The 22,824-nt window shown below is 59.3% G+C and carries 13 protein-coding genes; 1 reads left to right on the top strand and 12 read right to left on the bottom strand.

All coding sequences use genetic code 11. From position 1 onward, the window contains the following. The first annotated feature begins 524 nt into the window (after nucleotides 1-524). Complete coding sequence (gene pnp / locus G398_RS16980; RefSeq protein ID WP_084512197.1) at nucleotides 525-2,705, top strand: polyribonucleotide nucleotidyltransferase; 2,181 nt, start codon at nucleotides 525-527, stop codon at nucleotides 2,703-2,705. 52 nt (nucleotides 2,706-2,757) lie between these two features. On the opposite strand, the gene G398_RS20270 is transcribed toward pnp, so the two are convergent. From G398_RS20270 to rpoB, 12 genes are all read right to left on the bottom strand, one after another. After that, complete coding sequence (locus G398_RS20270; protein WP_084512194.1) at nucleotides 2,758-3,960, bottom strand: glycosyltransferase family 4 protein; 1,203 nt, start codon at nucleotides 3,958-3,960, stop codon at nucleotides 2,758-2,760. A gap of 94 nt (nucleotides 3,961-4,054) precedes the next feature. Further along, nucleotides 4,055-4,615: a glycosyltransferase gene (locus tag G398_RS21045; protein WP_169720629.1), complete on the bottom strand. Its 561-nt coding sequence runs from the start codon at nucleotides 4,613-4,615 to the stop codon at nucleotides 4,055-4,057. 367 nt (nucleotides 4,616-4,982) lie between these two features. Beyond that, entirely contained in the window at nucleotides 4,983-6,437 is a 1,455-nt protein-coding gene (locus G398_RS20715; RefSeq protein ID WP_157492319.1) for a hypothetical protein, read from the bottom strand. 156 nt (nucleotides 6,438-6,593) lie between these two features. After that, complete coding sequence (locus G398_RS16975) at nucleotides 6,594-7,913, bottom strand: glycosyltransferase family 2 protein (RefSeq protein WP_084512188.1); 1,320 nt, start codon at nucleotides 7,911-7,913, stop codon at nucleotides 6,594-6,596. Nucleotides 7,914-7,935: 22 nt separating this feature from the next. Next, nucleotides 7,936-9,453, bottom strand: coding sequence for an oligosaccharide flippase family protein (locus G398_RS0107365; protein ID WP_026853122.1), 1,518 nt, complete (start codon nucleotides 9,451-9,453; stop codon nucleotides 7,936-7,938). 47 nt (nucleotides 9,454-9,500) lie between these two features. Beyond that, nucleotides 9,501-10,592, bottom strand: coding sequence for a non-hydrolyzing UDP-N-acetylglucosamine 2-epimerase (gene wecB / locus G398_RS0107360; protein WP_026853121.1), 1,092 nt, complete (start codon nucleotides 10,590-10,592; stop codon nucleotides 9,501-9,503). Between the two features lie 2 nt (nucleotides 10,593-10,594). Beyond that, on the bottom strand, nucleotides 10,595-11,503 hold the full coding sequence (locus G398_RS20260; protein WP_084512185.1) for a sugar nucleotide-binding protein: 909 nt from the start codon (nucleotides 11,501-11,503) through the stop codon (nucleotides 10,595-10,597). 25 nt (nucleotides 11,504-11,528) lie between these two features. After that, nucleotides 11,529-12,560 (bottom strand): polysaccharide biosynthesis protein, encoded by a 1,032-nt coding sequence (locus tag G398_RS0107355; protein ID WP_026853120.1) that lies wholly within the window; start codon nucleotides 12,558-12,560, stop codon nucleotides 11,529-11,531. Between the two features lie 46 nt (nucleotides 12,561-12,606). Then, a complete protein-coding gene (locus G398_RS0107350) occupies nucleotides 12,607-13,557 on the bottom strand; it encodes a GumC domain-containing protein (RefSeq protein ID WP_026853119.1) in 951 nt (316 codons plus the stop codon). 119 nt (nucleotides 13,558-13,676) lie between these two features. Then, nucleotides 13,677-17,900, bottom strand: coding sequence for a DNA-directed RNA polymerase subunit beta' (gene rpoC / locus G398_RS0107345; RefSeq protein WP_026853118.1), 4,224 nt, complete (start codon nucleotides 17,898-17,900; stop codon nucleotides 13,677-13,679). 87 nt (nucleotides 17,901-17,987) lie between these two features. After that, nucleotides 17,988-18,371: a GxxExxY protein gene (locus tag G398_RS0107340; protein ID WP_281173068.1), complete on the bottom strand. Its 384-nt coding sequence runs from the start codon at nucleotides 18,369-18,371 to the stop codon at nucleotides 17,988-17,990. Nucleotides 18,372-18,408: 37 nt separating this feature from the next. Further along, the gene (gene rpoB, locus G398_RS0107335; RefSeq protein ID WP_026853116.1) at nucleotides 18,409-22,803 is read right to left on the bottom strand and encodes a DNA-directed RNA polymerase subunit beta; all 4,395 of its coding nucleotides are present in this window, start codon (nucleotides 22,801-22,803) and stop codon (nucleotides 18,409-18,411) included. Nucleotides 22,804-22,824 lie beyond the last annotated feature (21 nt).

Genomic DNA, 22,824 nt, shown 5'->3' with positions numbered 1-22,824 from the left:
GTCCGGCGGCACATCCGAGGGCAGCTTCAGTCCAGGTGGGTGACACGGCATCCTCAGCAGGGAATCAGGCGGGATTTGTGGATTCTTACGTATGGAAAGACATCCAGCCGGGCCCGAGGTTGAAGGAACGAGAGGCCTTAATCATCGCATCGCCGCCGTTTGCGACCAAGCAAAATGTCTGTGACGAAGGGCATCCCTGCCCTCCGGCTTGCCCTGGATTCAGCTGAGACTACCTCGCATGCAGCAGGTAAAAACACGCGCGATTCAAGGCCCCGGACATCTTTGACCATCGATCCCGATGACGTCAGGACATCGGGCTCCGGGGCTCTCCAGGCCGTCCCGTGCTATCCTGATCGAGCCGATTTTCACCTGCTCCCCTTCGGCGGCGACCTCTGCAGGAAGCCCACCTCCCCAACCTGAACTCAGGATCCGGCGGACGGGTTTCATGGAGCGATCGCGGGAGACCCGGACGCGAGAGCCGGTCTCAGGGGAGCCCCAGTGGGCCCGAGGGCCCAGGAGCCTGCATGAACGCTTTGAAATTCAACCCCACGACCGTCTCCGTGGACCTGGGCGGCACGCCCATCAGCCTGGAGACCGGCCGCATCGCCAAGCAGGCCCACGGCGCCGTCGTCGTCCGCCAGGGCGACACCATGGTCCTCGTGGCCGTGTGCTACGGCACCCCCCGGGAAGGCATCGACTTCTTCCCCCTCACCGTCGACTACCGCGAGCCCGTGCTGGCGGCCGGCAAGATCCCCGGCGGCTGGTTCAAGCGCGAGGGCCGCCCCACCACCAAGGAAACCCTCACCTCCCGCCTCATCGACCGCCCCCTGCGCCCCCTGTTCGAAGAGGGCTACAACGGCGACACCATGATCACCGCCCAGGTGCTCAGCTACGACGGCCAGCACGCCCCTGAGACCCTCGCCATGGTGGGCGCCTCCGCGGCCCTCATCATCAGCGAGATCCCCTTCGTGAACCCCGTGGGCGGCGTCCGCGTGGGCCGCGTCAACGGCCAGCTCCTGGTGAACCCCACCGTCGATCAGCGTGCCGAGAGCGACATCGATCTCATGGTGGCCGGCACCGCCGACGCCCTGGTGATGGTGGAGTGCGGCGCCAAGGAAGTGGTGGAAGCCGACATGGTGAAAGCCCTGGCCTTCGGCCATGAGCAGGTCAAGACCCTCGTGAAGCTGCAGAAGGACCTGCAGGCCAAGGTGGGCAAGCCCAAGGTCGCCGCCGTCAAGGCCGAGCGCAACGAGGCGATCTACCAGGAAGTCGCCGCCGCCTTCGCCGAGAAGCTCTTCGCCGCGCTGACCATGAAGGTGAAGATCGAGAGCTACAAGGCCATCGACGCCCTGAAGAAGGAAGCCGTCGCCCAGTTCACCGCGGAGAAGCCCGAGCTCAAGAAGGATGTGGTCGCCTGCTTCGACGAGCTGAAGGAGACCCTCTTCCGCAACGCCATCCTCAAGCAGGGCGTGCGCCTGGACGGCCGCAAGTTCGATCAGATCCGCCCCCTCAACATCGAGGTCGGCGTCCTCCCCGCGGCCCACGGCAGCTGCCTCTTCACCCGCGGCGAGACCCAGGCCCTGGTCACCGCCACCCTGGGCACCATCAACAACATCCAGATCATCGACGGCCTGGAGGAGGAGTACAAGAAGAAGTTCTACCTCCACTACAACTTCCCCGGCTACAGCGTGGGCGAGTGCAAGCCCAACCGCGGGCCCGGCCGCCGCGAGATCGGCCACGGCATGCTGGCCGAGCGCTCCATCTTCGCCGTGCTGCCTCCCGCCGAGGAGAACCCCTACACCGTGCGCGTGGTGAGTGACATCACCGAGAGCAACGGCAGCTCCAGCATGGCCACCATCTGCGGCGGCACGCTGGCCCTGATGGATGCCGGCATCAAGCTCAAGGCCCCCGTGGCGGGCGTGGCCATGGGCCTCGTCAGCGACGGCGACAAGTACGTCGTCCTGTCCGACATCGCCGGCCAGGAAGACCACTACGGCGACATGGACTTCAAGGTCGCCGGCACCGAGAAGGGCATCACGGCCCTGCAGATGGACATCAAGATCGGCGGCATCACCACCGAGATCCTCACCAAGGCCCTCGACCAGGCCAAGGCCGGCCGCCTGCACCTGCTGGACGCCATGGGCAAGGTGCTCGCCGCCCCGCGCAGCGACTACGCCAGCAACGCCCCCCAGATGCACAGCATCCAGCTCCCCAAGGAGAAGATCCGCGACGTCATCGGCAAGGGCGGCGCCACCATCCGCAACATCATCGAGGTGAGCGGCTGCGAAGTGAACATCGACGACGACGGCCTCTGCCAGGTGGCCGGCCCCACCCAGGAGAAGCTGCAGATCGCCCTCAAGATGATCGGCGACCTCATCCAGACCGCCGAAGTGGGCAAGACCTATCTCGGCAAGGTGGCCAAGGTCGTCGAGTTCGGCGCCTTCGTGACCATCCTCCCCGGCCTGGACGGCCTGCTGCATGTGAGCGAGATCGCCCACCATCGCGTGAAGGATCCCGCTGACGAGCTGAGCGAAGGCCAGGAAGTCATGGTCAAGTGCATCGGCATCGACGAGAAGAGCGGCAAGATCAAGCTCAGCCGCAAGGCCCTCATCCCCAAGCCCGAGGGCATGGAAGAAGAGCCCGCCAGCGAGGGCGGCGACGAGCCCCGGCGCGAGCGGAGGCCGAGGCCCCGGCGAGAGCGGTAGATCCCCAGATAGGAAGAGAAACGAGGGCCCCATAGCGGGGCTCTCGTCATCTCTAAGCATCTTTAAGGATGATTTCCAGTTGGTTCACACACAAGTTTTTCGTGAAATGGGACTCGTAATAGTCGCGCCCGGCCTGACCCATTGCGTTTAGAATCTCCTTCGACATCGAATTCATCCGGATTATGGCTTCAGCCAATTCCTTCACATTTTCAGGTTCTACGACTACACCTGCCCCAGATTCCTTAATAACTCTAGCGGGTTCGCCTGCTACGGCCCCAATGATCGGCCGTCCTGCCGCCAAGTAGCGAGGCAGCTTGCTAGGCACAGTTCGAGCGAGCCCGGGATCATCGGCTAAACTGATGAGCAAGAGATCAGCTTCTGCGAAATGGAATGACATCTCTTCCGAAGGTCGGCGGCCGGGAAGAATTACTCGACCTTGAAGGCCACGCCGCTCTATCTCCCCTAATAACCAAGTTCTCATGACTCCATCGCCCATCAGAATCCACTTTAAGCCTGGCATGTTCCGCAATTGGTCCGCAGCTTCAAGGACCGATGCCAACCCTTGAGCTCGACCAAGATTACCCGCGAACAAGATTGAAAATCCCTGATCCCAAACAGAGATGCCCTTTTCTACATCACTTGGTCTTGTCTCATCTCCCCAATTGCAGACACATCGGAGCGCGCCAGCATCCACAGTCAATTCTTGGAGTCGCGGGAGGAAGGCTTGGCTTTGACCTATTACCACCGTAAAAGCACGATAGATAGTCGCCGAAACCCACTCGATGAGGCGGTAAACAATGTGCGGGAACCGCATCCCCACCGCCTCAAGGCTATCGGGCCAGATATCTTGAACCCAGATTATCGTTTTAGCACCGGAAAGCTTGGCAGCGAACAGTCCTGGGAGAGCAGCTGTAACGGGGGTTGTCTGGAAAACAAATACTCGATCCCAATCCCAATTCCTATGAACGAGAATACGCAGGATCCCACCCACCACAAAACTTGCATATTGAAGGGCCAATCGCCAACCTTGACCTCCACCGCGAGGAATTTGAGGGAATCGGAGAATTACGGCTCCAGCCCAGGTTTCACCTAGTGGGCCATACCAATGGTAACCTTTGAAATATCGCCCTTCAGGGTAATTGGGATGACCTGCAAGAACCTCAACTTCATGGCCTTTTTCCGCCAAGGCAGAAACCAGATCATTAACCCGAAAAGCCTCAGGCCAAAACACCGGAGTAACGATGAGTATTTTCATTATTTCCAAACTGCCATCACAACACTCACTTTGCGCCCCCAGTTAACATACCTCATTGATCTGCGAATACAATAGATTCTACATCCGTAAAAAGTTAGATGCCATCAAACCAAAAATTGTCCTCACCATTCAGAATCTCAATCCAATCTTCTGGATTATTTGAACACCATTTTCCCTTCGGGCGAGGAAGCCCACTATAAGCATTGATTGACCCAAGAACCGGAACTTTTAATAATAATGATTCAATGACTTTAATTTTAATTCCAGCCTGTGAAAAAAGTGGAGCGATCATTAAGTCCTGCTCTAGAATAATCGCTTCAATATCATCAATATATCCAAGATATTTTAGCTGGGAGTGTTCAATAACACTTTCAGGGGTTGTTTCTCCGATGATTGTAATTTCAAGTTTGGGGCATTCAGGGAGAATGTATTTGACAAACCATTGCAGCCCATCACGATTCTCAAGGCGCTTCATAGAACCCAGAAAAGCCACTTTACGGGGGGGTGAAAACATTTCCTTTTGGAACGCGTGAAGTTCCGGCATCAATGCTGGGCCAATATTTTCAATTTTATCAGGTGGAATGCCATAGTATCGATTGATTATCTTTTTATCACGACCTGATAGTACAATTATTCGCTTTGCTTTACGAAGCAACAGTCCTTCAGACCAACGAACCCATCGGACAAATCGATGGTCGCAATGGCAATGTAGATCATGGCATACTAGCACACAGTTACGATGTAAGAGACTAAGTGCAAAAGTTTGTGAAAAGTTCAACCATAGTTCGCTATATATTTTATTTCTTTTAAAGATGAACGGAGCGAAGCGACTAAATATTGGATGAAGAAACGGGAAAAATAAAATTCCGACAAATGCCCACAAGGATTTCGCCCAAAATGACTCTTGGCGCCACAGAATGGAAGAGAACTTGTATAATTTTACAATCCGCTGAGATACCCACCCTCCACCACTTTTGCTCTCAATGGGAAATGCAGAAATTAGAATTGCCATATGCATCCCTTCAAAATCTAGACCAATGATTACTAAATTGCGATCGCTTATACAAATACTTCAATAAATTATGTTCTTTAAATTTTGACTCATTACGAATTAATTTTCTTACCATCTCAATTAATAATATTACAGGCAAAAAGGTCTTAAAAAGTGGATTTAGATGATAAAATACAGAATATTTAAGAGTCATGATGCACGTGGCATAACAAAAAATATATATCACAGTAGCCCACCATTTATCGCGACGACTTATAAACCAACGCGTCAGGTAGGCGAAGAAAATTCCGTTGATCAACCCTCGAAATAGTAAATCTATCTCACCACCCCAGATTGCACTGTCTGCAATCGGCCCCATTGTCTCGGGGGGGACAACCGAGTCGGGGAAATAAGCATCTGCGTACCAATACTGTGGATTCCATCGCTTAAAGTCATTTGGCATCAATAGAGAAATGAAATCATTAAAGAACATTGGAAATTCTGTTGGAGGAATAGCATTATTTGCCCTTTCCTCATAAAGGTGGAAACCCGTGAAATATACGGCTCCAAACTCTGAAGCCGGACTGACACCTTGGGCTGAAACAGCACCATTTGCTTGGGTTAGGTCAAAATCGTAAGACCGGATAACCTCCAAGGCTGTAAAGATCATCGCTAGTGCGATACACGTGATTACACCCTTCTTCAGCGTCACAAAATTCACGAATAGGTGGTAGAGCACAAACCCCATTAATAGGACGATCAAGCTTTCAATTCGCGATCCGTAAGAGTAGATAACTTCAAAGGCTGCCATACTCAGAACCGCGAACCATGCAAGGTATTTATACCGTCGGTAATGCATAAAGAGGAAGGTCAGTAGGGCAACATAAAAGCCTTGTTTCAGTCGAGCGCAAAGAGAAACAAATTTTCGAGGGAACCAAGATAGATGGTCGTAGCGAGTGTAATTCTCGATGTACGTGGTGACTGGTGCAGACATGAAACTGATAGCAGAGATACAGACTAGGACTACTGCACCCAGGATGAGAATCGTACGAAAATCGATGCCGTTGGGGTCACTGGGTCTTGTTGCCTCAATCTGTTTATGCCCCCTGAACCAGAGGTAACCTATTGCCACACTGGAAATGAATAAGACGTGCCTCCACAAGTGAGCCCCCAAGGATGATGGGGCCGGTAGCAGTAAAGAGAGTTTCTCCCAGACCCATCCGGAGGCTAAATCGAGATCAATGACCAAGAACGTGAAAGCAGGAAAAATTGTATAAGCCAGAATAAAAGCTACATATAGGAAGCCCAGCTCACCAAACAGACCTTCTCCGACTCGAAAACGGAGTGCCACTGAAAAGAGCAGAAACACCCCTATTGCGACCAACGTCGGGTAGAGGATCGCCAACTGAGGAGTATGCAGCTGGGAGGCTACAATGGCCCCCGAGAGAGCCACGGCAAAGAGGGATAGGGCAGAGTAGCGCAACATTCGCCCACGACCCACCCGCCTAACGCTGTGTATTTCGTCCATGTCGTGAGTTCCTGGGAGTGGGACACCTGCTGACCCTTGGGGGGAGATCCTGGCACCCAGGATCCGAATCAGGACAAGAAAAAGTAGATTACAAGCGAAAGAGTTACTTCAGCGCTACTCAGTCGTATCGCTATTAGTCCCGTTATCTGCCCATTCGGTGACATGCGGGAAAAGACCTCCTTTTTTTAGAGAACGGAGACGGTAGGCCACGGACCGCGCTAGGGTGTTGCCGAGTGATCTCAAAGTTACTTTGTTCGCAAACTGGCCCGTGTAGTAGGCCACAAAGGCGGCGTCAAAAATGTTGTGGATCCCGTAACGACTGCAGTCAATGAAGATTTTCCCAGGACTAATGCCATCTCCCTCGAAGGGCGATTTTGCCGCGAATCGGTGTGAAGCTTTCACCCGCCGCCTAAAGAATGATTGCAGGTCATGATGAGCGGCAATCCGGTCGAGGATTTGGAGTTCCCTGATGATCCGCCCTTCCCCGTAGAGCCCATGAGCCAGTTCTCCCAAGCTATTCTCCAGCACTTTGCGGAAAGAGATCGCAGGGAAGCGACCGGGCCACCCCGGAAGGTCCCTGGCGGTGAGTAGGTAGTCCACTGTCATGACGGTGATGAGCGGGGAATACGGCTGGGAGGCCAGCTCGGGATGCATCGGGACCGATGACACAGTCCTGAAGAAATCCTCCGATTGTTTTTTGGCCTGCTCGTCATTGGCAAGGTAACCGAGCCCTTGGGAGGTGGGGGAGGTGCCATAAATCGTGAAGGGGTCTCCCGAAAAGGCAAAGCGTTCAACCTCCCCCGCCAGCACGATGCCGGAGTAGCCATCAGGCGTCGGACAGGTGTAGAACCGACCTTCCGGCGATCGGCTTCGGACCTGCTCAATCAAACGAGTGGAGGCAACCCCTTTGACATAGAACATGGGTGATTCCACATCTGAGATGTAGTTCAGGGTCGATACTTGGCGGGCCAAGAACACGGAGGAATCCACCAGCCGAGGCTCTTGATGCCGCGATAGGACGAGTTGCCCCGTCTCCGTCCGGGCCTTGGCGTATGAGAAAATCGGGGTCGGCCAGGCTACAAGCTCCATGCCCGTCTCCACCAGGAGGTCCCGAAGCCTTGTGATGCCGTAGGGCAGGACACCGTCGTCCCCCCCTAAAGCGATCACGAAGCCGGGTCTGACCTGGTTAAGAGCAAATTCGAAATTGTCACGCATGCCCGCCCCCAGTCCGGGGGTGGCGTATCGAATCCTAGGATCTTTACGGGCCGCATCTTCGACAACATCCCTGGTGTTATCCGTGCTCCCGTCATCTGAAACGATGATTTCAAGCCGATCGTAGTCCTGAACGGAGCAGGTGCGGAGGGTATGGTACAGGTAATCAGCCCGATCCTTCGTCGGGATGATTATCGAAATACGAGGGTCCCGTTCAACCATCTAATGTCATCCCTAAAAAGAGTCAAACGGTTCGACCGGCCCATTCTGTCTTCTTGATAACTATCGAGAACCAGAATATTACCCCCGCAACAGCCAGCAATCCCGCTACCAAGACCCATCCCAATACGCCTGCTCGACCGAAGCTTCCTGGCATCAACCAACGGGATGCGTAGATGACGGGCACGGTGATCACGAGGGGCCCCACCATGACCTTCCAGTACCATCTAAACAGGTCACCAGAAAGCATGAGGCGGTGCATGATCCAGAGCTCGATGGTTACCCCGGATAGGCCATGAAGCAGCCAGACCGCCGTTGCCCCGACAAGGCCGTAGGCTCTGATGGCCCAGACCATGACAGGAATGCCCAGCACAACAGCGCTTGCGATCATCGCCGCATGAAGTCCTGGCCGCCCTTGCGCTTGCTGAAAGGCAGCTGGCAGCCACATGATGCCCGAGCAAGTGATGGCGATAAGGAGCCACCGGAAGACCTGGACGACTGTGGGATCGATCCGGCCGAGCCAAACCTGGAACAGTTCAGGGGCATAGATCCACCCGACAACCCCAAGTGGAATAATCACCGCGGACATCAGACCGCAACTCCTGAAGTACTCGTCTCTCAGGAAATTGGAGTCCCCGATGGAAACCAGTTCGGCGTAACGGGGGTAGAAGGCTCGGTAAAAAGGTTGAATCCCCATCTGGAGCAGCCCAGTGGCAGTGTAGGCGAGGGCGTACCTCCCAAGTTCGGCTGTCGGCAGCATCTTGCTTATCACGATGCGGTCTGAGTTCGCGACGAATACTGCTGCTACAGCTGTGGCTGCCATGCCCATGGAGAACCGCCATAGGCGTTTGAATATGTCAATCCGGAACACAGGGCGTCCCGCTCCTGGCTCTTGGATCAACCGCCAGAGGATAATTCGGGTCGCAAGCAGCTGGAGCCCAGCAACGAGCGCCTGTACTGCGAAGAACCACCTCAGGTCAGGCAAAACCATCAGGATCGCGACGCCGGATCCATACCGGAGGCAGTTTCCCAGGATCTGCAGGGTGTTCATCCACCCATGCTCCTGCAAACCGGCGATCCCGTTGGAATAGAGCACCGTGGAGAACTGAAAGGCCAGGGTCAGGGCCATGAGTCGAATGGTGAGAGTGATGTAGGCGACGGTATGGGCCTGGAATGTCAACCAGTGACTGGCGATGAATCCTGCAGCACCTGCGAGGCCAAGAACCAAGGTCAAGGAAAGTGACATGTAGATCACTTCCATCGTCCGAAGTAGATCCCGTTTGGTTTCTAGGGTGTGCTCCAGTCCGCTGTTGGCGAATTCCCTCACAAGGGTGGCGCCCATGCCGATGTCCAGGAGGCCCATGAGGACCTGCATCATCAGCCAGAGGCCGACGATTCCGTAGCCCTCCATTCCAAGACGCCTGACGTACTGCGGGGTCGCCCCCACGATGAGCACGCCTGCGACCAGCCCCCCGGTCAGATTCCACAAGACGTTCCTCACAGAACGGTTTGAGGCGAGCATCGTTTTCAGGTTTCGAATCATGGTTCGGGGTTCTTCATCCAATCAATGGCCCGCTCATCCATGGCCCGTCATGCCCCAGACCGGTGGAGATGCCCCAGGAGGATTCGAATTACCACGTCGCAGACATTTTCCTGTAGGTATTCCCGCGGCGGCGCCCACCTGCGGCCTTTCTCCGTCGTAAGGCGGACCATCGTGAGAATTTGGTCGACATCTGCCCCGCTTAGCACACCGCTTCCGCATTCGATCGTTTCCGGTCGCTCCGTTACATCCCGGATGGTGACACTCGGAATTCCCAGGATCGCACACTCCTCCTGGACGGTTCCGCTGTCACTGAGGACGCAGAAGGCTGACTTCTCTAGCCGGATGAAATCGAAGAACCCGAACGGTTCAAGGAATCGGACCTGGTCGTTCGAGCCCGTCAGACTGGATGATTGAAGCCGCATGCGCGTTCGAGGGTGCGTACTGACAATGACCGGAATGCCAAACTCTCGCTGGAGGTGGTCGAAAGCAGTCACGAACGCGTTTAGACGGTCCTCAATGTCCACGTTTTCCGCACGGTGGAGCGTAACCAGGAAGAAGGATCGTTCCTTAAGTCCCAGGGTTTGTAGAATGCTAGATTTCTGGATTTTCGGCTCGTAGTGCCTGATGACTTCCAGGATCGGGTTTCCAGTCACGAAGATTCGATTCCCCGGAATCCCTTCCCTGATGAGGTTCTGTCGACTCCTCTCCGTGTAAGGCATGAGCACATCACTCGAATGATCGATGATTCGCCGGTTGACTTCCTCGGGCACCCGATCGTCATAGCACCGGTTGCCCGCTTCCATGTGGTAGACCGGGATGCCTAGCCGCTTGGCAACTATGGCTCCAAGACCGCTCGTCGTATCTCCAAGCACGAGGAATCGGTCGGGACGAACCTCCCGCATGAGCCGCTCGACGCCACTCAGAATCGTTCCAACCTGCTCACCAAAGGCCCCTACTGCACCGAGGTGGTGGTCGGGGGATCGGACCTCCAGTTCCTCGAAGAACAGTTCATTAAGACGCCGATCGAAATTTTGACCCGTGTGGACAAGAATATGTTCTGTGAACTGATCAAGTGCCGAAATTACCCGGCTGAGGCGAATGATTTCGGGGCGCGTACCCAGGAGGGTTAGTACCTTCATGCTTAAGCCTTCCTTCTAAAGCGAGCCCAAGCTGCGAGCTCCGCAACCATCTGCGTGAGGCTTGGCGGGACCGTGTAACCAGCGGCTGACCAGAGACACCGGTTCAAGGCGGCATCGCTCGTGGAGAGAGATCGGTCCACAGCTTGGGGCGCTGGCAGTAGGTCGATTCCCAGATCCTTCCTTTCGAACGAATCCCTGATGGCTTCGAGCAGTTCCCCCTTCGGAAGGATATCCGCCGGGATGACATGTGCGAGGCTCGGGAGAGGAAGGTTCTCGTGAAGGATCCCATGGCACAGCCGTGCGAAATGAAGGGTTGTCACGCCATTCCAGAGGTGGTTCGTATAGCCAGTCACAGTGCTACCCGAGGGATGGCCAAGAAACCACTCCAGGAGCGACCGCCGGTCGGAACCGATTTCTGGACCGATGATAGAGCAGCGCAGGTGATGCATCCCATCACTCGAGACTTCACCCAAACTCTTCGACTTTCCATACGCATCTAGGGCATCATGGGGGTCCGACTCAAGATAAGCACCCTTTCGCCCTGAATAGACACAGTCCGTGGCGATTTGAAGCACCTTGCATCCGGTGGCAACGGCCGCTTTGGCCAATACATGAGGGAATAGGGCGTTTACCTGGATCGCCCGCTCGACGGTTTCACTATGGCGATCGTCAATGTGGTGCTTGATAACCCCAATGCAGTTGATAACCCAAGCACACCCTTTCAAAGCCTGCTCTAGCTCTATGCCAGTAGGAAAGGAAGCATCCAGGTACCTCAATTCGGTACCCGCAGGTAGAGCATGGGAATGTCCATCACGGAGCGTGGCCACCATTTGGAAATCGTTTGACGCAGCAAGGACATCCAGAACCGTGGAACCTAGCATGCCGGAGGCGCCCAACACGGCAACTTTCATGCAAATCCCTCCCAAATCACCACGCTCAACCAACCTCTTCTGCCTGCCCGTTTGCGATGAGATCCTGGATGTACCGGAGCTTCAGGAGAATCGCCACTAGGCCATCCACATCCAAGCGGTGGGTATTCTCGGATGTGTAGTCGGCGCCCATTGAGATCGATGTCTCGCCTTGGACAAAGAATTTGTTGTAGTTTAAGTCACGACCATCTGCTGGGATGCGATAGTACTCGCCGAGATCGATGGCATGGGCCATTTCCTCCCGATTTACGAGGCATTCGTGCTTTTTTTCGCCATGTCTTGTGCCAAGCACCTTGATCTCATTCGAGGCACTAAAAATCCTCTTCATCGCTTCTGCGAGGGTGTAAATAGTGGCCGCCGGGGCCTTCTGGATAAAGGTATCTCCCTGCGTCCCATGCTGAAAGGCAAAGAGCACCAGATCCACAGCTTCAGGCAATGACATCATGAACCGCGTCATGTCGGGGTCCGTAACGGTGATAGGCTGGCCCGCCATGATTTGCCTTGCAAACAACGGAATGACTGAGCCACGACTTGCCATAACATTTCCGTAGCGGGTATTGCACATACGGGTTCGAGTTTCATCCACATTCCGGCCCATCGCGATGGTGACCTTCTCCATCAGCGCCTTGCTCATACCCATTGCGTTGATCGGGTACACCGCTTTGTCTGTACTCAGAACCACAACCCGTTTGATACCGTGCTCTACTGCAGCACGAAGCGTGTTCTCAGTTCCCAACACATTCGTCCGAACCGCTTCGATAGGGTAGAACTCACAAGAAGGTACCTGCTTCAAGGCTGCCGCGCTGAACACGAAGTCCGCCCCGCGCATGGCAGCGTGGATACTCTCATAATTGCGAACACCTCCAATATAGAATTTCAATTTACTGTTTTTATAACGATGACGCATGTCATCCTGTTTTTTCTCATCTCGGCTGAAAACACGGATTTCAGCAATATCTGAATCGAGAAATCGGGACAAAACAGCGTTACCAAAAGACCCGGTTCCACCCGTAATAAGCAGCGTTTTACCTTTGAACATGCGTAGTGTCTCCATTAAACTTCAACTTGAATGGTTCAAAATGGTATTACTCAGTGCGCAAGAATTCGAGCATAGGACCGCGATATCCCCATACAAAAACTCCTGCCAACGCGGTCAGAAAGACCCCGATCGCCCAGGCTGATCGTGAGGGTCTACTCTTTTCGTCAGGCAAATTACCCCCATCAAGGATATTTACGATTGGCATATCATTCTTCTCTTCCATGAGGGCCTGCTCGCGGTTCATAGCGAGGGTGGTGACGAGCTGCTGGCGGAGGCGGAGCTCATTCTCAAGGCGGGTGCCGCGAAGACGCACCGCGGGGTCGGCGCTGCCCTGGTAGTTGCGGTTGCCCTCGAGGAAGCGGCGGAAGGCCTCCTCGGCTTGGTCCATTTCAAGACGCGCGTCCGCCAGACGGGCCTCGGCGAAGACGGCCTTGGCGCCGCCGCGGGTGCGGCCCTTCTCCTGGAGGAAGGCCTCCAGCAGCTTGCCAGCCCGTTGCACCACCTGCTGGGAGAGCTCAGCCGACTTCGTCTCGGCGCCGAGAGTGATGACCTTGGACTTCAGATCCCGGGTGGCGGACAGGACCTTGCCCAGCTCCTTGACGGCCCGGTCCATGTTCTTTTCGTCCACGTAGGCGTAGAGGGTGCCCCTTTCGAGACGCTCGGCGCCGAAGCGCCAGGAGCGGACGTGGTACTGGAACTCGGTCTGGAGGAGCTGCTCCCGCAGCCAGCGGCTGTTGAGGATGTCCACGAAGTTGGCATCGTTGCCCTCGCCGCCGGGGACGCTGACGCCGAAGGCGGCAGCGGCCGTGGCCAGGCCGCCGAGGCTGCCGCTCAGCCCCTTGGACTCCACGGGCAGGAGCCGGGCCTCGGACTTGTAGTAGTTCGGCATGAAGAGGGTGATGACCGCCGTCAGCAGACCGGCCGCCACCGCCCACTGGATGGGCTTTTTCAGGCTGGCCTTGAGGTCCAGGACCGGAGGTTCAATCGAGTTGGGCATAAGGGCCTAGGTTACCAGAATCCAGGCAGGGCCTGCCTCCCGGATCCTGTGGCAGAGAGCACAAAACAAAGGGCGGGATCGCTCCCGCCCTTGTCCCCGCTGTGAAGATTGCGATTCGCTTACAGGTCTTCGCCGTCGATCTCGGTCATGCCCTGGAGCTCTTCGACGTGCTGGGCCATGCGGGCGTATTCGTCGTCGAAGTCCTCGCCGCCCTGGAACTCGTTGGGGGTGGGCTCGGGATACTCGCCCTCCTCGATCTCCAGGTTGCGGTAGTGGGCCATGCCGGTGCCGGCGGGGATGAGCCGGCCCAGGATGACGTTCTCCTTGAGGCCGCGGAGGTAGTCCACGCGGCCTTCCAGCGCGGCCTCGGTGAGGACGCGGGTGGTCTCCTGGAAGCTGGCGGCGGAGATGAAGCTCTCGGAGGTCAGCGCGGCCTTGGTGATGCCGAGCAGCAGGGGCTCGCAGGTGGCGGGGGTGCCGCCGTCCTTGAGGGCCTGCTCGTTGATCTCCTTGAAGCGGTGCTTGTCCACCTTCTCCTCGACGATGAGCGGGGTGTCGCCCACGTCGGTGATGAGGACCCAGCGCATCATCTGGCGGATGATCACCTCGATGTGCTTGTCGTTGATCACCACGCCCTGGGCCCGGTAGACCTCCTGGACCTCGTTGACGAGGAAGGCCTGGAGGGCGCGGTCGCCCTGGACCTTGAGGAGATCGTGGGGGCTGACGGCGCCCTCGGTGAGCTTCTCGCCGGCGCGGATCTCATCGCCGTCCTGCACCTGGATGTGCTTGCCGCGGGGGATGAGGTACTCGCCCTTCTCCCCGGACTCGGCTTCCACCACCACCTTCTGGTTGCCGCGGACGCGGTTCCCGTACTTCACGAGGCCGGTGACCTCGCTGATGATGGCGGGCTCCTTGGGCTTGCGGCCCTCGAAGAGCTCGGTGACGCGCGGCAGGCCGCCCGTGATGTCGGAGGTCTTGGCCTGCTGGCGGCTGGTCTTGGCGATGACGTCGCCGGGCAGCAGCTCCTGGCCCTCCTCCACCTCGATGTAGGCGCCGGTGGGGATGTTGTAGCGCTTGAGGACCTTGTGGTTGTCCCCCTTGATGTTGATGTGGGGGTGGACCTTGTCGTCCGTGGGATCGATGACCTTCTTGCGGAAGTTCCCGGAGATCGGATCCTTCTCTTCCTGGTAGGACACGTTGACTTCGAATTCCTTGAAGTCCGCGACGCCGCCCACTTCCGTGAGCAGCACGTCGTTGTAGGGGTCCCACTCGGCGAGCACGGTGCGGGGCTCGACCGCTTCCTTGTCCTTGACCTTGAGGATGGCGCCGGAGGTGATCTTGTAGCGCTCGCGCTCGTTGCCGTCCTCGTCGGTCACCAGGATGTAGCCGTTGCGGGTGAGGGCCACGGTCTCGTCCTTGCGGTTGACCACGGTCTTGCCCTGGAGGCCTTCGTACTTCACGATGCCCGCGATCTGGGCCTCGTGGGTGCTCTTTTCGGAGGTGCGGCTCGCGGCGCCGCCCACGTGGAAGGTGCGCATGGTCAGCTGCGTGCCGGGCTCGCCGATGGACTGGGCGGCGATGACGCCCACGGCCTCGCCCAGGTCCACCAGGCGGCCGGTGCTGAGGTTCAGACCGTAGCACTTGGCGCAGATGCCGCGGCGCGCCTCGCAGGTGAGGGCGGAGCGGATCTTGACCTTGGTGATGCCGCTGGTCTCGATCTTGAACGCCAGCTCTTCGGAGATGAGGGTGCCGGCGGGGGCCCGCACGATGGACGGATCGTAGGGATCCACGATGTCCTCGAGGCAGACCCGGCCCATGATGCGGTCGCGCAGGCGGGAGCGGATGGTGCCGTCGCTGTTGACGATGGCCTCCACCTCGATGCCGCCCAGGGTCTCGCAGTCATCCTCGTTGACGATGACGTCCTGGGCCACATCCACCAGCTTGCGGGTGAGGTAGCCCGAATCGGCCGTCTTCAACGCGGTGTCGGCCAGTCCCTTGCGGGCGCCATGCGTCGAGATGAAGTACTGCAGCACCGAGAGGCCTTCCTTGAAGTTCGCGGTGATGGGCGTCTCGATGATGTCGCCGCTGGGCTTGGCCATGAGGCCGCGCATGCCGGCCACCTGGCGGATCTGCGTCTTGGAGCCGCGGGCACCGGAGTCGGCCAGGATGTAGATGGAGTTGAGGAACGTGTCGTTCTCGTTCCGCTTCTCCAGCTCCTTCATCATGTCGCTGGCCACCTGGTCGCTGGTCTTGGACCAGACTTCCAGGATGCGGTTGTAGCGCGTGGAGGAATCCAGGCGGCCCTCGTAGGCCTCCTTCTCGATGGCGCGGACGTCCTCGGTGGCGCCCTTGAGGAGCTTGGCCTTGGTGTGGGGCACGACCAGGTCGTCGATGCCCACGGACACGCCGGCCTTCATGGCCCACATGAACCCGGTGTCCTTCATCGCGTCGAGCATGCGGATGGTGACCTCGGGTCCGTTCAGCTTGTAGGCGCGGTTCACGAGGGAGAGCAGGCCCTCCTTCTTGAGCAGGCCGTTGATGAAGGGCAGCTCGGCGGGCAGGGCGCGGTTGAAGAGCACGCGGCCCACGGTGGTGGTCTTGAGCTGGTTCTTCACGGTCTCGGCGGGCGCCTCGAAGACCTCCTGCTCGGAGTTCTTCTTGGGGTCCTTCGCGTGCCAGGCTTCGGTGTCCACCCACTCGCCGGAATAGCGGATCTGGATGATGGCGTGGGTGTCCACGACGCCGGCGTAGTGGGCCGCGACCACGTCATTGACGCTGCCGAAGACCATGCCCTCGCCCTTGCGGCCGGTGCGCTTCTTGGTGAGGTAGTAGCCGCCGAGCACGATGTCCTGGCTGGGCACCACGTTGGGGCGGCCGTTGGCGGGGTTGAGGATGTTCTGGGTGGACATCATCAGCACCTTGGCCTCGATCTGGGCCATGGGGCTGAGGGGCACGTGCACGGCCATCTGGTCGCCGTCGAAGTCGGCGTTGAAGGCGGTGCAGACCAGGGGATGCAGGCGGATGGCCTTGCCTTCCACCAGCACGGGCTGGAAGGCCTGGATGCCGAGGCGGTGGAGGGTCGGGGCGCGGTTCAGCAGGACCGGGTGATCCTTGATGACCTCTTCCAGCACGTCCCAGACCTCGGGACGGCCCTCTTCCACCATCTCCTTGGCCTGGCGGATGGTGGCGGCGAAGCCCTTGTGCTCGAGCCGGTTGAAGATGAAGGGCTTGAAGAGCTCGAGCGCCATCTTCTTGGGCAGGCCGCACTGGTGCAGCTTGAGGTCGGGGCCCACCACGATGACGGAGCGGCCCGAGTAGTCCACGCGCTTGCCGAGCAGGTTCTGGCGGAACCGGCCCTGCTTGCCCTTGAGGGCGTCGCTGAGGGACTTCAGGGGGCGGTTGCTGACGCCGCGCAGGAGGCGGCCGCGCTTGCCGTTCTCGAACAGCGCGTCCACGGCTTCCTGCAGCATGCGCTTCTCGTTGCGCACGATGACGTCGGGAGCCTTGAGCTCCAGGAGCTTCTTGAGGCGGTTGTTGCGGTTGATGACGCGGCGGTAGAGGTCGTTCAGGTCGGAGGTGGCGAAGCGGCCACCGTCGAGGGGCACCAGGGGGCGCAGCTCGGGGGGCAGCACGGGCACCACGTCGAGGATCATCCACTCGGGCTTGTTGCCGGAGCGGTGGAAGGACTCGGCCACCTTGAGGCGCTTGGCGATCTTGCTGCGCTTCTGGCTGGAGGTTTCCTTCTTCATGGCGTCGCGGAGCTCGATGGTGAGCGCCTCGATGTCCACCTGCTTGAGCAGCTCCTTGATGGCCTCGGCGCCCATCTGGGCCTTGAAGCCCTCGCCGTGGAGGCTGCGGGCCTCGCGGAACTTGTCCTCGTTGAGGATCTCGCCTTCCTTCAGGGCCGTGCCGCCGGAATCGGTGACGGCATAGGCCTCGAAGTAGAGCACGCGCTCCAGGTCCTTCAGGGGGATGTCCAGGAGGTAGCCGATGCGGCTGGGGACGCCCTTGAAGAACCACACGTGGCTGACCGGGCTGGCCAGGGCGATGTGGCCCATGCGCTCGCGGCGCACGGACTTCTTGGTGACCTCGACGCCGCACTTGTCGCAGGTGACACCCTTGAACTTCTGCCGCTTGTACTTGCCGCAGAGGCATTCCCAGTCATTCACGGGGCCGAAGATGCGGGCGCAGAAGAGGCCGTCGCGCTCGGGCTTGAGGCTGCGGTAGTTGATGGTCTCGGGCTTGGTGACCTCGCCCTTGGACCAGGAGCGCATCTTGTCCGGGCTGGCCAGGGACACCCGGATGCACTCGTAGGCGTTGATGTTCTGCTGCTCAGGATACATGTGGACCTCTTAAGGATTCACCACGGAGACACGGAGGGCACGGAGAAAAACACGGAGAAAAAGCACGGAGAAGGGCACGGGAAAGGGCTAGAGGACGCGGCGGACGATGCCGTCTTTCATGGCCGGGACATTGAAGTTCAACATGAGGCCCACACGCATTCCGGTCAGCTTCATGTAGGTCATCAGCTGCGCTTCGTGGACGGGAAGGATGCCTTCCTGGCTCTTCAGCTCAACGATGATCTTGCCTTCGACCACGAGGTCCAGCCGGAAGGCGGCTTCCACATGCAGGCCCTTGTAATCCAGAGGCAGTGAAACCTGCCGCTGAAAGGAAAGTCCACGGATCTGCAGCTCGTGGCAGAGGCAGGATTCGTAGGTCGATTCAAGGAGGCCAGGGCCAAGGTGCTTGTGGACCTCGATGGCGGCCCCCAGCACCTTCTCCGTGATCTCTCCGTGAATCAGTTCTCCGTGCACTCCGTGCCTCCGTGGTGGGTCATGCGGATGGGCGTGGTCAGCCTTCAATGGTGAAGACTGCGGGTTCCTCTTCCGTCAGGCCTGGATCCAGCTCCTCGCGGGTGAGCATCTCGACATCGATGCACAGCGCGTTGAGTTCCTTCTTCACGACGTTGAAGCTCTCGGGGAGGCCGGGATCCTTGATGGTCTCGCCCTTGATGATGGCCTGGTAGATCTGGGTGCGGCCGTGCATGTCGTCGGACTTGTAGGTGAGCAGCTCCTGGAGCACGTGGGCGGCGCCGTAGGCCTCCAGCGCCCACACTTCCATCTCGCCGAAGCGCTGGCCGCCGAACTGGGCCTTGCCGCCGAGGGGCTGCTGGGTGATGAGGCTGTAGGGCCCGATGCTCCGGGCGTGGATTTTGTTGTCCACCAGGTGGTGCAGCTTGAGCATGTAGACGCAGCCCACGTTCACGGGCTGCTCGAAGGCCTCGCCGGTCATGCCGTCGAAGAGCATGGTCTTGCCGGTGACGTCGGGGCCCAGCTTGTGGTTCTTCTCCCAGGCCTGGGTGAGGAAGCCCTTGATGTCGCCTTCACGGGCGCCGTCGAAGACCGGCGTGGAGAAGTGGACGCCGAGGGTCTTGCCGGCCCAGCCCAGGTGGCACTCGAGCACCTGGCCGATGTTCATGCGGGAGGGCACGCCGAGGGGGTTCAGCACGATGTCCACCGGGCGGCCGTCGGGCAGGTAGGGCATGTCCTCCACGGGGAGGATGCGGCTCACCACGCCCTTGTTGCCGTGGCGGCCGGCCATCTTGTCGCCGACCTGCAGCTTGCGCTTCACGGCCACGTAGCACTTCACGGTCTTGAGGACGCCGGGCATGAGCTCATCGCCCTTGAGCAGGCGCTCCATGCGCTCGTCGAGGATGTTGCGCAGGACCTTGAGCTGGCTCTCGGTCTTGTCGAGGATGTCCAGCACCTCGGTCTCGATGCGGTTCTTGCCCGCAGCCACGGAGATCTGGCGGAAGCGGTGGTAGGGCACGGCCTCCAGCATGTTCTGGGTGAGCTTCTTGCCCTTGGGCAGCAGCTCCTTTTGGCCCTTCTCGTCCGTGAGGGTCTCGGAGAGCTCCTTGCCCTTGAGCAGGGCCACGATCTTCTTCTTGGCCTCGGCGCGGATGATGCGCTCCTCGTCGGAGAGGTCCTTCTCCCACTTGGCGATCTGGTCGCGCTCGATCTGCTGGGTGCGGAGGTCCTTCTCCTGCCCCTTGCGGGTGAACACCTTGATGTCCACCACCGTGCCCTCGATGCCCGGGGGCACCGTGAGGCTGGCGTCCTTCACGTCGCTGGCCTTCTCGCCGAAGATGGCGCGGAGCAGCTTCTCCTCGGGGCTGAGGATGGTCTCGCCCTTGGGCGTGACCTTGCCCACCAGGATGTCGCCGTGACGGACGGTGGCACCGGTGCGGATGATGCCGGACTCGTCCAGGTTCTTGAGGGCCTCCTCGCGCACCTGGGGGATGTCGCGGGTGATCTCTTCGGGGCCCAGCTTGGTGTCGCGGGCGTGGACCTCGAACTCTTCGATGTGGATGGTGGTGTAGAGATCCTCCTTCACCACGCGCTCGGAGATCAGGATGGCGTCCTCGAAGTTGTAGCCGCGCCAGGGCATGTAGGCCACGACCAGATTGCGGCCCAGGGCCAGCTCGCCGTGGTCGGTGCAGGGGCCGTCGGCGAGGATCTGGCCCTCGGTGACGTACTCGCCCTTCTTCACCAGGGGGGTCTGGTTGAGGCAGGTGTTCTGGTTGCTGCGGGCGAACTTCACCAGGGTGTAAATGTCCACGCCGGACTCGATGCCCTCGGTCTCGGGGTCATCCTCCACGCGCACCACGATGCGGTTGGCATCCACGGTCTCCACGATGCCGGAGCGGCGGCAGACCACGCAGGCGCCGGAATCCTTGGCGGCCACGTACTCCATGCCAGTGCCCACGATGGGGGCTTCGGTGCGGATGAGGGGCACGGCCTGGCGCTGCATGTTGGCGCCCATGAGGGCGCGGTTGGCGTCGTCGTTCTCGAGGAAGGGAATGAGCGAGGCGGCCACGGAGACCACCTGCTTGGGGCTCACGTCCATGAGGGTGACCTTGTCGCGGGCGACAATCTTGGTCTCGCCGGCGACACGGACGGTCACGTCCTCGTCCGTGATGACGCCATCGGCATCCACGGGCACGTTGGCCTGCGCGATGACGTGCTCGTCCTCCTCCCAGGCGGAGAGGTAGAAGGCGTGCATGTCGTACTTGGCGGGGCGCTTGCCGGCCTTGGAGAGCTTCTTGTTCTCGGCCTCCAGCTCGTCGAGGCGGACGACCTCCATGTAGCTGAACTTGGAGTCGCCCACGCTGGTGACCTTGGCGAAGTGGACGATGCGGCCGTTCTCCACCTTGAGGTAGGGGCTCTCGATGAAGCCGAACTCGTTGATGCGGGCGTAGCAGGAGAGGCTGGAGATGAGGCCGATGTTCGGACCTTCCGGCGTCTCGATGGGGCAGATGCGGCCGTAGTGGGAGGTGTGCACGTCGCGCACCTCGAAGCCCGCGCGGTCGCGGCTGAGGCCGCCCGGTCCAAGGGCCGAAAGGCGGCGCTTGTGGGTGATCTCGGACAGCGGGTTGGTCTGGTCCATGAACTGGGAGAGCTGGCTGCTGCCGAAGAACTCCTTCATGGCCGCGATGACCGGCTTGCTGTTGATCAGGTCGTGGGCCTGCAGGGGGCTGTTGGGATCCTGCGCGATGCTGAACTTCTCCTTGATGGCCCGCTGCACGCGCACCAGGCCCACGCGGAAGCCGTTCTCCAGCAGCTCGCCCACGGACCGCACGCGGCGGTTGCCCAGGTGGTCGATGTCGTCCGCGCGCACGGGGGCGATCTCGCCGATGTCCTGGCGGGTGGTGTCGTACTTCTTCAGGCGCAGCAGGTAGTGGACGGTCTTCACGAAGTCGTCGGTGCCCAGGGTGCGGAAGTCCAGGTCGGTGCTCAGGCCCAGCTTGGCGTTGATCTTGTGGCGGCCCACCTTGCTGAGGTCGTACTTCTGGGGGTCGAAGAACATGCCGTAGAGCAGCTTCTTGCTGGACTCCAGCGTGGCGGGCTCACCGGGCCGGATCTTCTTGAAGAGCTCCTTGGCGGCCTCCTCGCTGTCCTCGGTGTGGTCCTTGGCAAGAGTCTCGGAGAACACCTTGCCGGTGGCGTCAGCCTCGGGGAAGCAGACGTCGAAGGACTGCACGTCGTTGGCCAGGAACATCTCGAGGTGGGTCTGGAGGAAGGGCTCGTTGGCCTCCATGAGCACTTCGCCGGTGCCCATGTTGACGATGTCCTGCAGCAGCACGGCGCCGTCGAGCATCTCCCGCTCCACGGGCACGTCCTTGATGCCGGCCTTCTCCATCTGCTCCAGGACGCGGCGGGTGATCTTCTTGTCCTTGGCGAGGATCTCTTCCTTGGTCTTGGGGTGCTTCACGGCCTCGCCGAGCTTGCGGCCCACCAGCAGCTCGCTCACGGCCACGCTCAGCTTGCCCTTCTTGAGGAAGAAGGTGGCCGGCGCGTAGAAGTGGCGGAGCATGGTCTCGTTGGAGCCCAGGTCCTCGCTGAACAGGCCCAGGGCGCGCATGAAGGTGGCGCCGAGGAACTTGCGCTTGCGGTCGATGCGCGCGTAGAGCAGGCCCTTGGAGTCGAGCTCGAACTCGATCCAGGAGCCGCGGTAGGGGATGATCTGGGAGCTGTAGAGGCTCTTGTCCGGCGCGATGCTGAAAAACACTCCGGGGCTGCGGTGTAGCTGGCTCACGATCACGCGCTCGGTGCCGTTGATGATGAAGGTGCCGCGGTCGGTCATGATCGGCAGGTCGCCGAAGTAGACTTCCGAATCCTGGCTCTGCTTGAAGCGGCGGTTGCCCTTGTCGTCCTTGTCGAACTGGTTGAGGCGCACGCGGATCTTCAGCGGGGCGGCCATGGTGGCGCCGCGCTCGACGCACTCGTCCATGCCCATCTTCTGCTTCATGGACACGGGTTCCTGGCACACATCGCAGATGGTGTCCGCGTTCTTGTTGCGGGTGCCGCACTTGGGGCAGTCCACCGTGGGATCCTTGGGGTGATCCGACACGATGCTGTGGCCGCACTGCTTGCACTGGGTGCGGAGGTGCTCCAGGCCCAGATACTTCTCGCACTTGCAGGCCCAGTGGCCCACGGTGTAGTCGAGGAACTCGACTTCGAGCGTGGCGTCGGTGCCGTCGGCGTTCTTGCCGTTGTGCACCGGGAACATCGACTCGAACACGGCCTTGAGGCCGCGGGACTCCCGCTCGCTGTGGAGCAGGTTCATCTGGAGGAACTCGTCGTAGCTGCGCTTCTGGATGTCGATCAGGTTGGGGATGGGAACCAGGGACCGGATCTTCGAGAAGTTATGGCGCTGGCGGTAGATGTTCTGCTGAACACTCATGGTTCGCTCCAGATGAAGTTG

The sequence above is a fragment of the Geothrix fermentans DSM 14018 genome (assembly GCF_000428885.1).
Lineage (GTDB): Bacteria > Acidobacteriota > Holophagae > Holophagales > Holophagaceae > Geothrix > Geothrix fermentans.
Note: the sequence above shows the minus strand (reverse complement) of the source record. Positions and strands in the feature narration are given on the sequence as shown.

What these genes read in the sequence shown, in the direction of transcription:
- rpoC (WP_026853118.1), bottom strand. Translation starts at nt 17,900, where the DNA reads ATGTATCCTGAGCAGCAGAACATCAACGCCTACGAGTGCATCCGGGTG.
- G398_RS0107365 (WP_026853122.1), bottom strand. Translation starts at nt 9,453, where the DNA reads ATGATTCGAAACCTGAAAACGATGCTCGCCTCAAACCGTTCTGTGAGG.
- G398_RS0107350 (WP_026853119.1), bottom strand. Translation starts at nt 13,557, where the DNA reads ATGCCCAACTCGATTGAACCTCCGGTCCTGGACCTCAAGGCCAGCCTG.
- G398_RS16975 (WP_084512188.1), bottom strand. Translation starts at nt 7,913, where the DNA reads ATGGTTGAACGGGACCCTCGTATTTCGATAATCATCCCGACGAAGGAT.
- pnp (WP_084512197.1), top strand. Translation starts at nt 525, where the DNA reads ATGAACGCTTTGAAATTCAACCCCACGACCGTCTCCGTGGACCTGGGC.
- G398_RS0107355 (WP_026853120.1), bottom strand. Translation starts at nt 12,560, where the DNA reads ATGTTCAAAGGTAAAACGCTGCTTATTACGGGTGGAACCGGGTCTTTT.
- G398_RS20715 (WP_157492319.1), bottom strand. Translation starts at nt 6,437, where the DNA reads ATGTTGCGCTACTCTGCCCTATCCCTCTTTGCCGTGGCTCTCTCGGGG.
- G398_RS20270 (WP_084512194.1), bottom strand. Translation starts at nt 3,960, where the DNA reads ATGAAAATACTCATCGTTACTCCGGTGTTTTGGCCTGAGGCTTTTCGG.
- G398_RS20260 (WP_084512185.1), bottom strand. Translation starts at nt 11,503, where the DNA reads ATGAAAGTTGCCGTGTTGGGCGCCTCCGGCATGCTAGGTTCCACGGTT.
- rpoB (WP_026853116.1), bottom strand. Translation starts at nt 22,803, where the DNA reads ATGAGTGTTCAGCAGAACATCTACCGCCAGCGCCATAACTTCTCGAAG.
- wecB (WP_026853121.1), bottom strand. Translation starts at nt 10,592, where the DNA reads ATGAAGGTACTAACCCTCCTGGGTACGCGCCCCGAAATCATTCGCCTC.